The organism is Pseudomonas sp. TH49 (assembly GCF_016650625.1).
GTDB classification, from domain to species: domain Bacteria; phylum Pseudomonadota; class Gammaproteobacteria; order Pseudomonadales; family Pseudomonadaceae; genus Aquipseudomonas; species Aquipseudomonas fluorescens_H.
The window spans coordinates 3,054,950-3,070,117 of sequence record NZ_JAEKFL010000001.1 but is presented as its reverse complement, the minus strand read 5'-3'; the positions used below and the strand labels follow the sequence as shown (position 1 = coordinate 3,070,117).

At 60.6% G+C, this 15,168-nt stretch carries 13 protein-coding genes and 1 pseudogene; 8 read left to right on the top strand and 6 right to left on the bottom strand.

The features are described 5' to 3' along the window. Nucleotides 1-105: 105 nt before the first annotated feature. The gene (gene argJ / locus JFU48_RS13885) at nt 106-1,323 is read right to left on the bottom strand and encodes a bifunctional glutamate N-acetyltransferase/amino-acid acetyltransferase ArgJ (RefSeq protein WP_201136741.1); all 1,218 of its coding nucleotides are present in this window, start codon (nt 1,321-1,323) and stop codon (nt 106-108) included. 134 nt (nt 1,324-1,457) lie between these two features. Next, nucleotides 1,458-4,193: a preprotein translocase subunit SecA gene (gene secA, locus JFU48_RS13880; protein ID WP_201136740.1), complete on the bottom strand. Its 2,736-nt coding sequence runs from the start codon at nt 4,191-4,193 to the stop codon at nt 1,458-1,460. A gap of 307 nt (nt 4,194-4,500) precedes the next feature. Here secA and JFU48_RS13875 point away from each other — a divergent pair, with 307 nt between their 5' ends. After that, the gene (locus JFU48_RS13875; protein ID WP_201136739.1) at nt 4,501-4,956 is read left to right on the top strand and encodes a DUF721 domain-containing protein; all 456 of its coding nucleotides are present in this window, start codon (nt 4,501-4,503) and stop codon (nt 4,954-4,956) included. A 127-nt stretch (nt 4,957-5,083) separates the two neighbouring features. On the opposite strand, the gene JFU48_RS13870 is transcribed toward JFU48_RS13875, so the two are convergent. Beyond that, nucleotides 5,084-6,571 (bottom strand): helicase HerA-like domain-containing protein, encoded by a 1,488-nt coding sequence (locus tag JFU48_RS13870; protein ID WP_003227567.1) that lies wholly within the window; start codon nt 6,569-6,571, stop codon nt 5,084-5,086. A 186-nt stretch (nt 6,572-6,757) separates the two neighbouring features. On the opposite strand from JFU48_RS13870, the pseudogene JFU48_RS30555 reads away from it, so the two are divergent. From JFU48_RS30555 to JFU48_RS13850, 5 genes and pseudogenes are all read left to right on the top strand, one after another. Continuing rightward, nucleotides 6,758-7,789: pseudogene (locus JFU48_RS30555) on the top strand (HAMP domain-containing protein); the annotation flags it as partial. Nucleotides 7,790-7,882: 93 nt separating this feature from the next. Beyond that, the gene (locus JFU48_RS30550; protein WP_371043227.1) at nt 7,883-8,647 is read left to right on the top strand and encodes a methyl-accepting chemotaxis protein; all 765 of its coding nucleotides are present in this window, start codon (nt 7,883-7,885) and stop codon (nt 8,645-8,647) included. 250 nt (nt 8,648-8,897) lie between these two features. Next, nucleotides 8,898-9,989, top strand: a complete 1,092-nt coding sequence (locus JFU48_RS13860; protein ID WP_201137085.1) for a glycosyltransferase family 4 protein — start codon at nt 8,898-8,900, stop codon at nt 9,987-9,989. Further along, complete coding sequence (locus JFU48_RS13855) at nt 9,982-10,758, top strand: DUF2334 domain-containing protein (protein WP_201136738.1); 777 nt, start codon at nt 9,982-9,984, stop codon at nt 10,756-10,758. Before JFU48_RS13860 ends, JFU48_RS13855 begins: the two co-directional genes overlap by 8 nt. Next, the gene (locus JFU48_RS13850) at nt 10,755-11,753 is read left to right on the top strand and encodes a lysylphosphatidylglycerol synthase transmembrane domain-containing protein (protein ID WP_103486328.1); all 999 of its coding nucleotides are present in this window, start codon (nt 10,755-10,757) and stop codon (nt 11,751-11,753) included. Before JFU48_RS13855 ends, JFU48_RS13850 begins: the two co-directional genes overlap by 4 nt. On the opposite strand, the gene JFU48_RS13845 is transcribed toward JFU48_RS13850, so the two are convergent. Together JFU48_RS13845 and purU are read right to left on the bottom strand one after the other, a co-directional pair. Next, entirely contained in the window at nt 11,737-11,913 is a 177-nt protein-coding gene (locus JFU48_RS13845; protein ID WP_177434683.1) for a hypothetical protein, read from the bottom strand. The genes JFU48_RS13850 and JFU48_RS13845 overlap by 17 nt on opposite strands. Nucleotides 11,914-12,001: 88 nt before the next feature. After that, a complete protein-coding gene (purU, locus tag JFU48_RS13840) occupies nt 12,002-12,850 on the bottom strand; it encodes a formyltetrahydrofolate deformylase (RefSeq protein WP_003227580.1) in 849 nt (282 codons plus the stop codon). 68 nt (nt 12,851-12,918) lie between these two features. Between purU and JFU48_RS30190 the strand changes: the two genes are divergently transcribed. Both JFU48_RS30190 and mvaT read left to right on the top strand, forming a co-directional pair. Next, the gene (locus JFU48_RS30190) at nt 12,919-13,053 is read left to right on the top strand and encodes a hypothetical protein (RefSeq protein ID WP_274610448.1); all 135 of its coding nucleotides are present in this window, start codon (nt 12,919-12,921) and stop codon (nt 13,051-13,053) included. 135 nt (nt 13,054-13,188) lie between these two features. Then, entirely contained in the window at nt 13,189-13,566 is a 378-nt protein-coding gene (gene mvaT / locus JFU48_RS13835) for a histone-like nucleoid-structuring protein MvaT (protein ID WP_003227581.1), read from the top strand. 103 nt (nt 13,567-13,669) lie between these two features. Here mvaT and sbcB read toward each other — a convergent pair whose 3' ends face one another. Beyond that, nucleotides 13,670-15,100 (bottom strand): exodeoxyribonuclease I, encoded by a 1,431-nt coding sequence (gene sbcB, locus JFU48_RS13830; RefSeq protein WP_103486329.1) that lies wholly within the window; start codon nt 15,098-15,100, stop codon nt 13,670-13,672. Nucleotides 15,101-15,168 lie beyond the last annotated feature (68 nt).

Sequence of the window (15,168 nt, the reverse complement as noted above, 5' to 3'; positions counted from 1 at the left end):
ACACAACGCCATCGCGAGCAGGCTCACTCCTACAGGGGATCCGAGTCGTTCACTAATCTACTGCAGGAGCGAGCCTGCTCGCGAAAGAAGCGACCCGGTCTTCGATCAGGTGCGGTACTCGGCGTTGATCTTCACGTACTCATGCGACAGGTCGGTGGTCCAGATGGTTTCGCTGCAATCGCCGCGACCCAGGTCGATACGGATGGTGATCTCTTCCTGCTGCATCACCGCCGAGCCTTGCGCCTCAGTGTAGGTGCTTGCGCGCGCGCCACGGCTGGCAATACACACATCGCCGAGGAACACGTCGATCTTGCTCACGTCGAGGTTCGGCACACCGGCACGGCCGACAGCGGCCAGAATACGGCCCCAGTTCGGGTCGGAGGCGAACAGCGCGGTCTTGATCAGCGGCGAGTGGGCCACGGTGTAACCGACGTCCAGGCATTCCTGATGATTGCCGCCGCCGTTGACTTCAACGGTGACGAACTTGGTCGCGCCCTCGCCGTCACGCACGATGGCCTGGGCCACGTCCATGCACACTTCGAACACCGCCTGCTTCAGCTTGTTGAACAGCTCGCCTTCGGCGCGGGTGATTTCCGGCAGTGCAGCCTTGCCGGTGGCAATCAGCATGCAGCAGTCGTTGGTCGAAGTGTCGCCGTCGATGGTGATGCGGTTGAACGACTTGTTCGCACCGTCGAGCATCAGGCTGTGCAGCACATCGCGGGAGACTTTGGCGTCGGTAGCGATGTAGCCGAGCATGGTCGCCATGTTCGGGCGGATCATGCCTGCACCTTTGCTGATGCCGGTGACGGTGATGGTCACGCCGTCATGCTGGAACTGGCGGCTGGCACCCTTGGGCAGGGTGTCGGTGGTCATGATGCCGGTGGCGGCCGCTGCCCAGTTGTTTTCCGACAGGTCATCCAGTGCGGCCTGCAGTGCGCCTTCGATCTTCTCGACCGGCAGTGGCTCGCCGATCACGCCGGTGGAGTACGGCAGGATCTGGCTGGCATCGACACCGGTCAGCTCGGCGAGTCTGGCGGTGGTGCGCTCGGCAGCCGCCAGGCCCGGCTCACCGGTACCGGCGTTGGCGTTACCGGTGTTGGTCAGCAAGTAACGCACGTCGTTCTGCACACGTTTTTTCGCCAGGATCACCGGCGCGGCGCAAAAGGCGTTCAACGTGAACACACCGGCCACGGTCGAACCTTCGGCGCAGCGCATCACTACCACATCCTTGCGCCCAGGGCGCTTGATGCCGGCCGAGGCAATACCGAGTTCAAAACCGGCAACCGGGTGCAACGTTGGCAAAGGACCAAGACCAACAGCCATGAATGCGCTCCTTACTCAATGATGTCAGCACCGCTTCCTGCTGTTTTCGACAAGAAGGCGGCGGATTAAATGGCAAAACGCCGCGACGGCAGGAGCCGGTCGCGGCGCGGGTATTTCAGCGATTGAAACGGGGTTTACTGGATCTGCCCGTGGCAATGCTTGAATTTCTTGCCCGAACCGCAGTAGCACAGTTCGTTGCGGCCCAGCTTCTGCTCGTTGCGAACCGGAGCGGTGGCGAGGGCCACATCGACCTCTTCACCCAACACTTCCGGTTGATCCAGACCAGGGGCCTCGGCGTGTTCGAACTGCATGCGCGCGGCCAGTGCTTCGGCTTCCTGACGCAGGCGTTGCTCTTCGGCTTCCGGATCTTCGCGGCGGACCTGAACGTGCGACAGCACACGGATCGAGTCGCGCTTGATCGAATCCAGCAGCTCGGAGAACAGCGTGAACGACTCGCGCTTGTATTCCTGCTTCGGGTTCTTCTGGGCGTAGCCACGCAGGTGGATGCCGTGACGCAGGTGATCCATGGTCGACAGGTGGTCTTTCCACAGGTCGTCGAGGACGCGCAGGACGATCTGCTTCTCGAACGAGCGCAGTGCTTCGGCACCGGCCTGATCTTCTTTCTCGTTGTACGCGGCCATCAGCTCGACCATCAGCTTCTCGCGCAGCGTCTCTTCGTACAGGTGATCGTCTTCGTCGAGCCATTGCTGGATCGGCAGCTTCACCCCGAAATCGCTGGCAATCGTCGCTTCCAGACCGGCCACGTCCCACTGCTCTGGCAGCGATTGCGGCGGAATGTGTGCGCTGACAGTGGCGTTGAGCACGTCCTGACGGAAGTCGGCGATGGTTTCACCGATGTTGTCGGCGGCCAGCAACGTGTTGCGCATGTGATAGATCACTTTACGCTGCTCGTTGTTGACGTCGTCGAACTCGAGCAGTTGTTTGCGAATGTCGAAGTTGCGACCTTCAACCTTGCGCTGCGCCTTCTCGATCGCGTTGGTCACCATGCGGTGCTCGATCGCTTCGCCCGGCTGCATGCCCAGGGCTTTCATGAAGTTCTTCACCCGGTCAGAGGCGAAGATGCGCATCAGGCTGTCTTCCAGCGACAGGTAGAAGCGGCTGGAACCGGCGTCGCCCTGACGACCGGCACGGCCACGCAGCTGGTTGTCGATACGACGGGATTCATGACGCTCGGAGGCGATGACCTGCAGGCCGCCGGACTCCAGCACTTGCTGGTGACGCTTCTGCCAGTCGGCCTTGATCTGGGCGATCTGCTCGGGGCTCGGGTTTTCCAGCGCCGCGACTTCCACTTCCCAGTTACCGCCCAGCAGGATGTCGGTACCACGACCGGCCATGTTGGTGGCGATGGTCAGGGCGCCCGGACGACCGGCTTGCGCGATGATCTCGGCTTCTTTTTCGTGGAACTTGGCGTTCAGTACCTTGTGCTCGATGCCTTCCTTGTTGAGCAGGTTGGACACGTGCTCGGAAGTTTCGATGGTCGCGGTACCCACCAGGATCGGACGGCCCTGGGCCATGCCTTCCTTGATGTCGTTGATGATCGCCGCGTATTTCTCTTCGGCGGTCAGGAACACCAGGTCGTTGTAGTCTTTACGCGCCAACGGCTTGTTCGGCGGAATGACCATGACCTGCAGGCCATAGATCTGGTGGAATTCGAACGCTTCGGTGTCGGCGGTACCGGTCATGCCGGACAGCTTGGTGTACAGACGGAAGTAGTTCTGGAACGTGGTCGAGGCCAGGGTCTGGCTCTCGGCCTGAATGTTCAGACCTTCCTTGGCTTCGATGGCCTGGTGCAGGCCTTCGGACAGACGACGACCCGGCATGGTACGACCGGTGTGTTCGTCGACCAGTACGACCTGGCCGTCCTGCACGATGTATTCGACGTTGCGATGGAACAGCTTGTGCGCACGCAGACCCGAGTAGACGTGGGTCAGCAGGCCCAGGTTATGCGCCGAGTACAGGCTCTCGCCTTCGGCCAGCAGGCCGACGCCGGTGAGCATTTCTTCGATGAACTGGTGACCGGCTTCGTTGAGTTCGACCTGACGGGTCTTCTCGTCGATGGTGTAGTGACCGGCCTTGGTGACCTGGCCTTCGACTTCTTCCACATGCAGTTCCAGCTGCGGGATCAGTTTGTTGATCTCCATGTACAGCTTGGAACTGTCCTCGGCCTGACCGGAAATGATCAGCGGGGTACGGGCTTCGTCGATGAGGATGGAGTCGACTTCGTCGATCACGGCAAAATTGAGTTCGCGCTGGAATTTCTCTTCCATGCTAAACGCCATGTTGTCGCGCAGGTAGTCGAACCCGAATTCGTTGTTGGTACCGTAGGTGATGTCGGCAGCGTAGGCGGCGCGCTTTTCTTCCGGCGGCTGGAACGGCGTCACGACGCCGACGGTCAGGCCGAGGAATTCGTAGAGCGGACGCATCCAGTTGGCGTCACGGCGGGCCAGGTAGTCGTTCACGGTCACAACGTGCACGCCCTTGCCGGACAGCGCGTTGAGGTAAACGCCCAGGGTTGCCACGAGGGTTTTACCCTCACCGGTACGCATTTCGGCAATCATGCCTTCATGCAAGGTCATGCCGCCGATCAACTGGACGTCGAAGTGGCGCATGCCCATGACGCGCTTGCCCGCTTCACGGGCGACCGCGAAGGCTTCAGGCAACAGCTTGTCGAGGGATTCCCCTTTGGCGATACGGGCCTTGAACTCATTGGTCTTGGCGCGCAATTGATCGTCCGAAAGGGCCACCATTTGCTCTTCGAAGGCATTGACGAGCTGCACCGTCTTGAGCATGCGTTTGACTTCACGCTCGTTCTTGCTTCCAAAAAGTTTCTTTAACAAAGGCGCAAACATATCGGCAGGATCTTCCACACTAAAGGGATGGAGGGCGGCCCCGTGAGTCGCCCGTGCAGCCCTCATGGCCGCATGCGAACGAGCATTCTACCCGGAAACGGTGGTGAGGAAAGTGGCGATATTCCACGATGCTGGCACTGCGCTTTGACGGGGCTCACTTAAAATAAGGGCGTTTTGCTCAACTTCAACCCATCAAGGGACGAAGTTAGTCGTTGATTTAATGGGTAAAGCAGGGACAAAAGCAATGGGCGAGTGGTTCCGTTGCTTTCTGCTACCATGGCGCTTCTGTTACTTCAGGTGTTCGAACATGGCATTTCGCCCCCTTACAGCCAGGGCACCCGCCGCTCTGCTTCGCGAAGCCAAACCCCTCAAGGCTCTGCTCGGCCATGCCCAACGCCTGGGGCATCTGCAGCGCCTGCTCGAAAGCCAGCTGCAACCTGCCGCCCGCGAACATTGCCACGTGGCCAAGTGGCGCGAAGGCCAATTGACGCTGGTGGTGACTGACGGGCACTGGGCGACGCGCCTGCGCTACCAGCAAAAACGCCTGCAACGCCAACTGCAACTGTTCGAAGAATTCGCCAACCTGACGCGCATCCAGTTCCGCGTGCAACCGCCGCTGGTCCAGCGCCGGGCAAGCGGACACTCGATGGATCTGTCGACGGATGCCGCGCAGACCATTCAGTCAACGGCGGACGGGATCAGCGATCCCGCTCTGCGTGCGGCACTTGAGCGCCTGGCGGCACACGCCAAAGACAAATCCTGATCTCAATCCAGAAAACTGCCACTTATCCAATGTGGGAGCGGGCTTGCTCGCGAAGGCGTCCTTCCAGTCAACATTATTGTTAACTGGCAGACCGCTTTCGCGAGCAAGCCCGCTCCCACAGCTTGGATCAACGCCGTTTGCTGCCACCGAGCAACGAGCCCATCAAGCCGCGCACCAGTTGTTTACCCAGATTATTGGCCGCCTGGCGCATCGCCGACTTCAGCGCTTGCCCCGCCGCCGTCCCCAGAAACTCCCCGGCACGATCGGCCAGGCTCGGTTCCTCGGCTGCCGGCTTGCCGGCCGGTGTTTCTGCCGGCGGCGCCAGATCCTTGCGGCCCATCAGGATTTCGTACGCCGACTCACGATCGATCGGCTTGTCATAACGGCCCTTGAACGGCGAACCGGCGATCAGCATCGTGCGCTCGGTTTCGCTCAGCGGCCCGATCCGCGATTGCGGCGGTGCCACCAACACCCGCTGGACCATTTCCGGTGTGCCCTTCTCGGCAAGCGTACCGACCAACGCTTCGCCGATGCCGAGCTCCGTCAGCACCGACAAGGTGTCGAACGCCGGATTTGGCCGAAAACCATCCGCCACCGCACGCAGGGATTTCTGTTCCTTGGCGGTGAACGCGCGCAAGCCATGCTGGATCCGCAGACCGAGTTGCGCCAGCACGCTGTCCGGCAAATCACTCGGCGACTGAGTAACGAAATACACCCCGACGCCCTTGGAGCGGATCAATCGCACCACTTGCTCAAGCCGGTCCTGCAACGCCTTGGGCGTATCGCCGAACAACAGGTGCGCCTCATCGAAGAACAGCGCCAGCAGCGGTTTGTCGGCATCGCCGCGCTCCGGCAACTGCTCGAACAGCTCGGCCAGCAGCCACAGCAGGAACGTCGCGTAGACCTTCGGCGCTTCGTGGACCAGGCGGCTGGCATCGAGCAAATGAATGCGCCCACGGCCATCGGCGGCCGGTTGCAGAATGTCTTCCAGTTGCAGCGCCGGTTCGCCGAACAAGGCTTCAGCGCCCTGCTGCTCCAGAGTCGCCAGCCGACGCAACAGCGCCTGACTGGAACCGGTGGTCATCAGCGCGGCGTCTTCGCCCAGCAGCTGCGGATTGTCCTTGAGGTGATTGAGCAGCGCCTTGAGGTCTTTCAGGTCCAGCAGCAACAGGCCTTCGCGGTCCGCTACTTTAAAGGCCGCGTACAGCGCGGCCTGCTGGCTGTCGGTCAGCTCCAGCAGGCTGCCGATCAGCAACGGGCCCATTTCACTCAACGTGGTGCGCAACGGATGACCGGATTCGCCGTGAATGTCCCACAGCGTCACCGGATAGGCCTGCGGCTTGTAGTCGAGCCAGGGCATTCCGGCGATGCGCTCGGCGACCTTGCCCTGCGGATTGCCGGCAGCGCCCAGGCCACACAGGTCGCCCTTGATGTCCGCGGCGAACACCGCGACGCCGGCATCACTGAACGCTTCGGCAAGACGCTGCAAAGTCACGGTCTTGCCGGTCCCGGTCGCACCGGCGATCAGCCCGTGGCGGTTCGCCAGGCGCATGGCCTGAGCAATCGGTTGCCCCGCCAGATCGGCGCCGATAACGAGTTGCGATGTGTCAGGCATTTTGTCACCTATGGTTAATCTTTAATCCGGTATGGCCGATAGATAAAGGCGAGAACCTGACTGAAAAGTCGGTCGGACATTTCCCTAAGGAGAGTCGGAAATATCAGTTTGTTTCACCCTTGCCCATATTGCGCGCCTTTATAAAAGCACGCCCAGGACATTAAGACCTTAGCGGAACCCCAAGCCATGAACAAAAACCTGCGCTTCAGCCATAAAATTTTGCTTGCCGCCGCCCTCATCGTCATCGCCGCTTTCGCCTCGTTCACGCTGTACAACGACTGGCTGCAACGCAACGCGATTCGCGCTGACCTGAACAACTATCTCAACGAGATGGGCGAAGTTACTGCCGATAACATCCAGACCTGGCTCAACGGACGCATTCTGCTGGTCGAGAACGCCGCCCAGAACATCGCCATCAATCCGGAACCCGCCAACGTCGCCAGCCTGCTGGAACAGAAATCCCTGACCTCGACATTCATGGCCACTTACCTGGGCGATGCCACGGGTCACTTCACCATCCGCCCGGACGTGAAGATGCCGGACGGTTTCGATCCACGGGTGCGCCCTTGGTACAAAGGGGCCGAGAGCAGCAGTGCGTCGACCCTGACCGAACCGTACATCGACGCCGCCACCGGGCAGTTGATCATCTCCATCGCCACCGCCTCGAAAAAGGCCGGCCAGAGCGTTGGCGTGGTGGGCGGTGACCTGAGCCTGCAAACCCTGGTCGACACCCTCACCGCCCGGGACTTCTCCGGCATGGGCTACGCGTTCCTGGTCAGCGCCGACGGCAAGATCCTGGTGCACCCGGACAAGGCGCTGGTGATGAAGTCGCTGAAAGAAGCCTATCCGCAGGACACCCCGCGCATCAGCAGCGACTTCAGTGAAATCACCGTTGATGGCAAGACGCGCATCGTCAGTTTCACCCCGATCAAAGGCCTGCCGTCGGTCAACTGGTACATCGGTTTGTCGGTGGATAAGGACAAAGCCTTCTCGATGCTCAGTGAGTTCCGCACCTCGGCGGTGATTGCCACGGTGATTGCGGTGGTGATCATCATCGCGCTGCTGGGCATGCTGATTCGCCTGCTGATCCAGCCACTGCACGTCATGACCCGCGCCATGGAAGACATCGCTGACGGTGAAGGCGACCTGACCAAGCGCCTGACCATCGTCAATAACGATGAATTCGGTGTGCTGGGTACCGCATTCAACCGTTTCGTCGAGCGTATTCACGGCTCGATCCGCGAAGTGTCGTCGGCCACCGGCCAGGTCAACGAGGTCGCGTTGCGCGTGGTCGCGGCGTCCAACTCGTCGATGTACAACTCCGATCAGCAAGCCTCGCGCACCAGCAGCGTCGCCGCCGCGATCAATCAACTGGGCGCCGCCGCCCAGGAAATCGCCCGCAACGCCGCGCAAGCTTCGAACCAGGCCAGTGACGCTCGCGGCCTCGCCGAAGACGGCCAGCAAGTGGTGGATCGCAGCATCAAGGCGATGAATCAACTGTCGAGCATGCTCAGCGCCTCCAGCAGCAACATCGAGTCGCTGAACAGCAAAACCGTGAACATCGGGCAGATTCTGGAAGTGATCACCAGCATCTCCCAGCAGACCAACCTGCTGGCGCTCAACGCCGCGATCGAAGCGGCGCGTGCCGGTGAGGCCGGACGCGGCTTTGCCGTGGTCGCCGACGAAGTGCGCAACCTGGCGCACCGCACCCAGGAATCGGCGCAGCAGGTGCAGACCATGATCGAGGAGCTGCAGGTCGGCGCCCGTGAATCGGTGAGCACCATGAGCGACAGTCAGCGCCACAGCCAGGACAGCGTGGAAATCGCCAACCTCGCCGGCGAACGCCTCAACAGCGTGACCCAGCGCATCGGCGAGATCGACGGGATGAACCAGTCGGTAGCGACCGCGACCGAGGAGCAGACCGCAGTGGTCGAGTCGATCAACGTCGACATCACCGAGATCAACACGCTGAACCAGGAAGGCGTCGAGAACCTGCAGGCGACGTTGCGCGCGTGCTCGGATCTGGAACAGCAGGCTTCGCGGCTGAAGCAGTTGGTCGGTAGCTTCAGAATTTAAGGCGCTGCCACTGACCTCTTCGCGAGCAAGCCCGCTCCCACATTGGATCTTCGGTGTTCACACATTGTGAGTTCCACCAAAAACCACTGTGGGAGCGGGCTTGCTCGCGAAGGCGTCCTGTCAAACACCACAACCCCTCCCTGACACTCCCCCCGCGCAATCCCGACCGAACATCTATTCTGGATAAAGGTCAACCAAGGGAGAGCAACACAGCGGAGGGTTCGTCATTGTGCACATCGCCGACATCACCATGTTCTACGCCCCGGCCAGCGGCGGCGTACGCACCTATCTGGACGCCAAGCATCGTCGGCTGGGCGTCAAACCGGGCATTCGCCACAGCCTGCTGATCCCCGGCGCGCACTTTAGTGAACACGATGGCGTCTACACAGTGCCCGCGCCTGCACTGCCGTTTGGCAAAGGCTATCGCTTCCCGCTGCGTCTGGCGCCGTGGCGCAATGTCCTGCAGGATTTGCAGCCCGATCTGATCGAAGTCGGCGACCCGTACCTGACTGCCTGGGCAGCGCTGGATGCACGGCGCCAACTGGATGTGCCGGTGATCGGCTTTTATCACTCGGATCTGCCGCTGTTGGTCAGCAACCGCATGGGCCATTGGGTCACGCCGAATGTCGAGGCGTATGTCACCAAACTCTACGGCAATTTCGACCGGGTGCTGGCGCCGAGCCAGGTCATGGCCGACAAACTCACCGGGCTGGGGGTGCGCAATGTCTTCGTGCAGCCACTGGGGGTGGATCTGCAAACCTTTCACCCCGACGCCCGCGACAACGGTCTGCGCGCCGAACTGGGGATTGCCGAAGACACCCGTCTGCTGATCTTTGCCGGGCGCGGCTCCAAAGAGAAGAACCTGCCGGTGCTGCTCAAATGCATGCGACGCCTCGGCCCGCGCTATCACCTGTTGCTGGTCGGCTCATCGATGCCCGCCGTGGTCCCGGACAATGTCAGCGTGATCGACGGGTTCTGCCCGGCCGCCACCGTGGCGCGATTAATGGCCAGCGCCGACGCCCTGCTGCATGCCGGCGATCAGGAAACCTTCGGTCTGGTGATCCTCGAAGCCATGGCCTGCGGAATTCCGGTGGTCGCAGTGGCGGCCGGGGCGTTCGAGGAAATCGTCAACGAGGACTGCGGCTTGCTGTGTGCACCGAACAACCCACAAGCCATGGCCAATGCCGTGCGCGAACTGTTCAGTCGCGGCTGCGTGAACCTCGGCCAGCAGGCGCGGCAACACGTCGAACGGCATTATTCCTGGGACAGTGTGGTCGACAGCCTGCTCGGTCATTATCACGCGGTCCTCGGCCATTCCTGGCCTCGGGTGGCCAATGGCTGATCCCCTGAACCGCCGCGCCGTGTTGCTGGTGCTGCACGACGTAGCACCGTCGACGTGGGCGGATTATCAGCCGTTCGTCGAAGCCGTCGATGCGCTGGGCGGCGTGCCGATGACCTGGCTGGTTGTACCGAATTTCCATGGGCGCGATGCTCTTGAAGCGCATCCGGCGTTCTGTCGCAGGCTCGGCGAGCGGGTGGCCGGTGGCGATGAACTGGCCTTGCACGGTTTTTACCATGACGACCGCGAGCCGGCACCGGCCACGCCCCGCGACTGGTTCATGCGCCGGATCTACACCCACGAAGGCGAGTTCTATCACCTGTCCCGCGAAGCCGCACTTGCGCGACTGCGTGCCGGTATCGAGTTGTTCCAGCGCTACGACTGGCCATTACACGGTTTCGTCGCCCCGGCCTGGCTGATGAGCGAGGGTACGCGCCAGGCCTTGCGCGAGTTGCCGTTGCACTACACCAGCGATCCGCAGCATCTTTATTGCCTGCCGGATTTCACCTCGATCGATGCTCCCGGTCTGGTGTGGAGCGCCCGCAGTGCCTGGCGTCGTGGCCTGTCGAAAGTCCTCAGTGATCAACGCGAGCAGCGCTGGCGTCAGGCCCCGGTGATTCGTCTCGGCCTGCACCCGGTGGATATGCGCTACCGTTACTCGCGAAACTACTGGCTGCAAACCCTCAAACGCCTGCTCGCCGAAGGACGCGTGCCGATGACCAAGATTGACTGGCTGGCGCAACAGCGCGGGCAACTCGGGCACGCCGCATGAGCCGCGGCATTCTGTTGTTGATCGGCCTGCTCGCGGCGCTGCTGATTCCGCTGCTGCTCGGTGGCAATGAAATCTGGTCGCGCCTGCAAAGCTTTCCGCTGCCATGGCTGCTGGTGCTGTTCGGCATGATCCTGCTCTGCTGGGGTATCAACACCCTGCGCTTGCGGCTGTTATTGGGCGATCAACGAGATCGCGTCTCACCGCTGAAGAGTCTCGGGGTGGTGATGGCCGCCGAGTTTGCCTATTGCGCCACCCCCGGTGGCAGCGGCGGTCCGCTGACCATCATGGCCCTGCTGGCCCGTTGCGGCGTGCGCCCGGCGCGGGGCAGCGCGGTGTTTGCGATGGATCAGTTGAGCGATCTGCTGTTCTTTCTCTGCGCCTTGAGCGCGATTCTGATCTACGCGCTGTTCCAGCACCTGAGCGACCGTATGGAATGGCTGCTGATGGTCAGTGCCGTGTCGTTATTCGGCGGTCTGATCGGTTGCGCGCTGTTGGCGCGCTATCATCGCGCGCTGATTCGCCTGAGCGGGCGCCTGTTGGCCCGCATGAACGTCGAACACAGCACCCGCCGACGCTGGGCGCGCAAGCTCTTGCACTTTCTTGCAGCGTTCACCGATACCCTGAAATTGCCGTGGCAGACCTTGAGCAAAGTGTTTGCGTTGACGTGCGTGCATTGGCTGCTGCGTTACAGCGTGCTGTATCTGGCGCTGCGCGGGCTGGGTGCGGACTTGCAGTGGGCCTGGAGCTTTCTGGTGCAGATGCTCTCGCTGGGTGCGGGCCAGTTCACGCTGTTGCCGGGTGGCGCAGGCGCGGCGGAATTGACCTCGGCGGCACTGCTGGCGCCCATGGTCGGCAAATCCACAGCGGCGGCGGCAATCCTGATCTGGCGGGCAGTGACGTTCTATTTCTATCTGCTGGTGGGTGGCCCGGTGTTTGTGCTGATGCTGGGACGACCGTTGCTCAAGAAATTGATGAAGGTCAGACAGGCTTCTTAGGTTCGTCCAGCTGTTCTTTCATTTGCTCCCATAACTCGGCAGCCCCGGGAAACTCTGTCCCGTCCTCCGGCGTCATGTCTTCGGGATCATATCTGCTCAGACACCCCTCACCCACGGTGGCCGGCGCTTTGGAAGTGGCTTTGTCCAGTGGATCGCTCATGGGCAGTTCCTCAGGGATGAAATGAAAAAGGGTCTGGGCGATTGAACGCCCAGACCCTTGATTTTTCAACCGCAGACTTTCAGACCGATCAGAATACCACGGTCTTGTTGCCGTGCACCAGCACGCGGTCTTCGAGGTGATAGCGCAGACCACGGGCCAACACCATCTTCTCGACGTCACGGCCGAAACGCACCATGTCTTCGATGCTGTCACTGTGGCTGACGCGTACCACGTCCTGCTCGATGATCGGGCCGGCATCCAGCTCTTCGGTCACGTAGTGGCAGGTCGCGCCGATCAGCTTCACGCCGCGCAGCGACGCCTGATGGTACGGCTTGGCACCGACGAACGACGGCAGGAAGCTGTGGTGAATGTTGATCACCTTGTGTGCGTATTCGCGGCACAGGGCCGGCGGCAGGATCTGCATGTAGCGCGCCAGCACCACCACTTCGGCGTCGTGCTGCTTGACCAGACGCGACACCTCGGCGAAGGCCGGCTCCTTGTCCTGCGGATTGACCGGGACATGGTAATAAGGAATGCCGTGCCACTCGACCATGCTGCGCAGGTCATTGTGGTTGGAAATCACGCAGGAGATTTCGCAATCGAGCTCGTCGCTGTGCCAGCGGTGCAGCAAGTCGGCCAGGCAGTGGGATTCGCGGCTGGCCATCAGCACTACGCGTTTCTTCTGCTCGGTATCGGTAATGCGCCAGTCCATCGAGAACTCTTCGGCGATCGGCGCAAACTTCTCGCGCAGTACTTCAATACCGAACGGCAGCGAGTCGGCACGGATCTCGTGACGCATGAAGAACCAGCCGTTCTGATTATCCGAGTGGTGGCTCGCTTCGGTGATCCAACCGTTGTGGGATGCCAGAAAGTTACTGACTTTGGCAACGATGCCAACGCGGTCAGGGCAGGAAATCACCAACCGAAAGGTGCGCATGGGGGAAAAACTCCAGAACTTCGCAAAGGCGGCCATTCTAGCGACTGTGCGCGGAAACTGCAGTATTGATGACCGATTCCCCGGAGACGGCGCGATTCAAGGCGTCCGATCGTCCGGCGCGCCAATGTGATGGCACTGCCGTGACGCTGTTCGAGCAGATAATTGTGAATAATCGTGATGAATGCATCACATTATTTAAATGACCATTCAATTTACCGGTTATTTCACGTAACTAATTCAAATAAAAAATCCGGTTAAATGTTTACTTGATGAAACAGCCTGACTATTATTGCGGCACTGTCCCCTGCCATTCAACACATCCGCATAAGGTAGTTACCATGTCCTTGATCAACGAATATCGCGCCACCGAAGAAGCAATCAAAGAGCTGCAAGCCCGTTTGAAGAACCTGTCGCAAGACGACAAACTGCAAGCCGAGCTGGAATTCGAAGGCAAACTGCGCACCCTGATGGGCGAATACTCCAAGTCCCTGCGCGACATCATCGCCCTGCTGGATCCGGAATCGAAAACCAAAGGTACCCGTGGCGCCGCAGTAAAAACTACCGGCACCAAGCGCGCGCGCAAAGTTAAACAATACAAAAACCCGCACAACGGCGAAGTCATCGAAACCAAAGGTGGCAACCACAAGACTCTGAAAGAGTGGAAAGCCAAGTGGGGCGGTGACGTGGTTGAAGGCTGGGCTACCCTGCTGGGCTAAGCCGCAACGCCTGCCGCAGACTGATTCTGCGGCCCATGAAAAACGCCAGCATACGCTGGCGTTTTTTTATGCCCGGCATTTCATGGGCACACTATGTTCGATTTCAAAGATTCAAACGTTTGCGCAATGCCTCGACATAATTCTGCCACTCATTGAGCACTTGATTCTGTATCGGCGTAGCACTAAGCGCCCATTGCTGCGCGGCCTCGGCAAAAGATTGCAGGGTATTAGGCGCGCCCATTTGCGGCTCGGACAAACGCTGCTGACAAAATATTCTCCAGCGTTCTTGCTCCTCGGAATTCAACGTATCGGGAAAGTTGCGTGCGCGATATCGAAAGAGTAATTCCGGCAGACGTTCATCATCGAACGGCCAGTGTTCTTGCGCTAATTGTGCCGGATCCGCCGTCCTCACTTGCTCACATAGACGCCGGTCACGATCACCGATAAATCCATCGTACAACTGCTGTTCCGGATCTTCGCTCGGCGTGAAGTCTTCGCTGGCGTAAATCGCCGCGACTTTATCTTTCCATACTTGTTGTGCGTCACTTAGCCGCAGCGCACGTGCCTGATACAGCGCCATGTCCAGGCCCAGGCGCTGCTGATCGTCGGCGCGCAATACCGACAACGGCGCCACCACCGGGCAGCGATTGATGTGAATCAGTTTCAGCGGCACCGGCAGTTCACTCTCGGCGAGGTCGTCGCGGCGGGTGTACAGGCGCTGGCGCAGGGTTTCGGCGTCCAGATCCAGCAAGCCTTGCGGATCAAGGTGCAGGTCACAGACGATCAGCGCATTGCGATTGCGCGGATGCCAGGCCAATGGCAGCACTACACCGACATAGTGCCGCGCCGCCGAAAAGCGTCCGGAGATATGCACCAGCGGCTGCAACAGACGAATCTGATCCATGACCTTCTGCTTGCTGCGCAGTTGAAACAGCCAGTCATACAACTTCGGCTGTTTCTCGCGGATCAACCGCGCCAGCGCGATGGTGGCGCGCACGTCCGACAGCGCTTCGTGCGCATGCCCGTGGTCGATATGGTTGGCGGCCGTCAGACGTTCGAGTTTGAGGGTGACCTTGCCTTCGTCATCGGTCGGCCAGACCAGGCCATCCGGGCGCAACGCATACGCGGCACGCACCACATCGATCAGGTCCCAGCGACTGTTGCCACCCTGCCACTCGCGGGCATACGGGTCGAAGAAGTTGCGGTACAGGCTGTAGCGGGTCATCTCGTCGTCGAAACGCAAGGTGTTGTAACCCGCGCCGCAAGTGCCGGGCGCCGCCAGTTGCGCATGCACACGGGTCATGAAATCGGCTTCGCTCAGGCCGTGCTCGGCGAGTTGCCCCGGGGTAATGCCGGTGATCGCGCAGGCCGCCGGGTGCGGCAGGATGTCTTCGCTGGGCTGGCAGTAGAGGTTGACCGGTTCGTCGATTTCATTGAGGTCGTGGTCGGTGCGAATCCCGGCGACCTGCAGCGGACGGTCGTTGCGCGGATTGATGCCGGTGGTTTCGTAGTCGTACCAGAAGATTGAAGTCACGGGCGGTTCCTGAACTGAAGATCGGCAAAGTCTAGGCGTTGAACCCGCATCGCGGCCAGCGCTGTGTC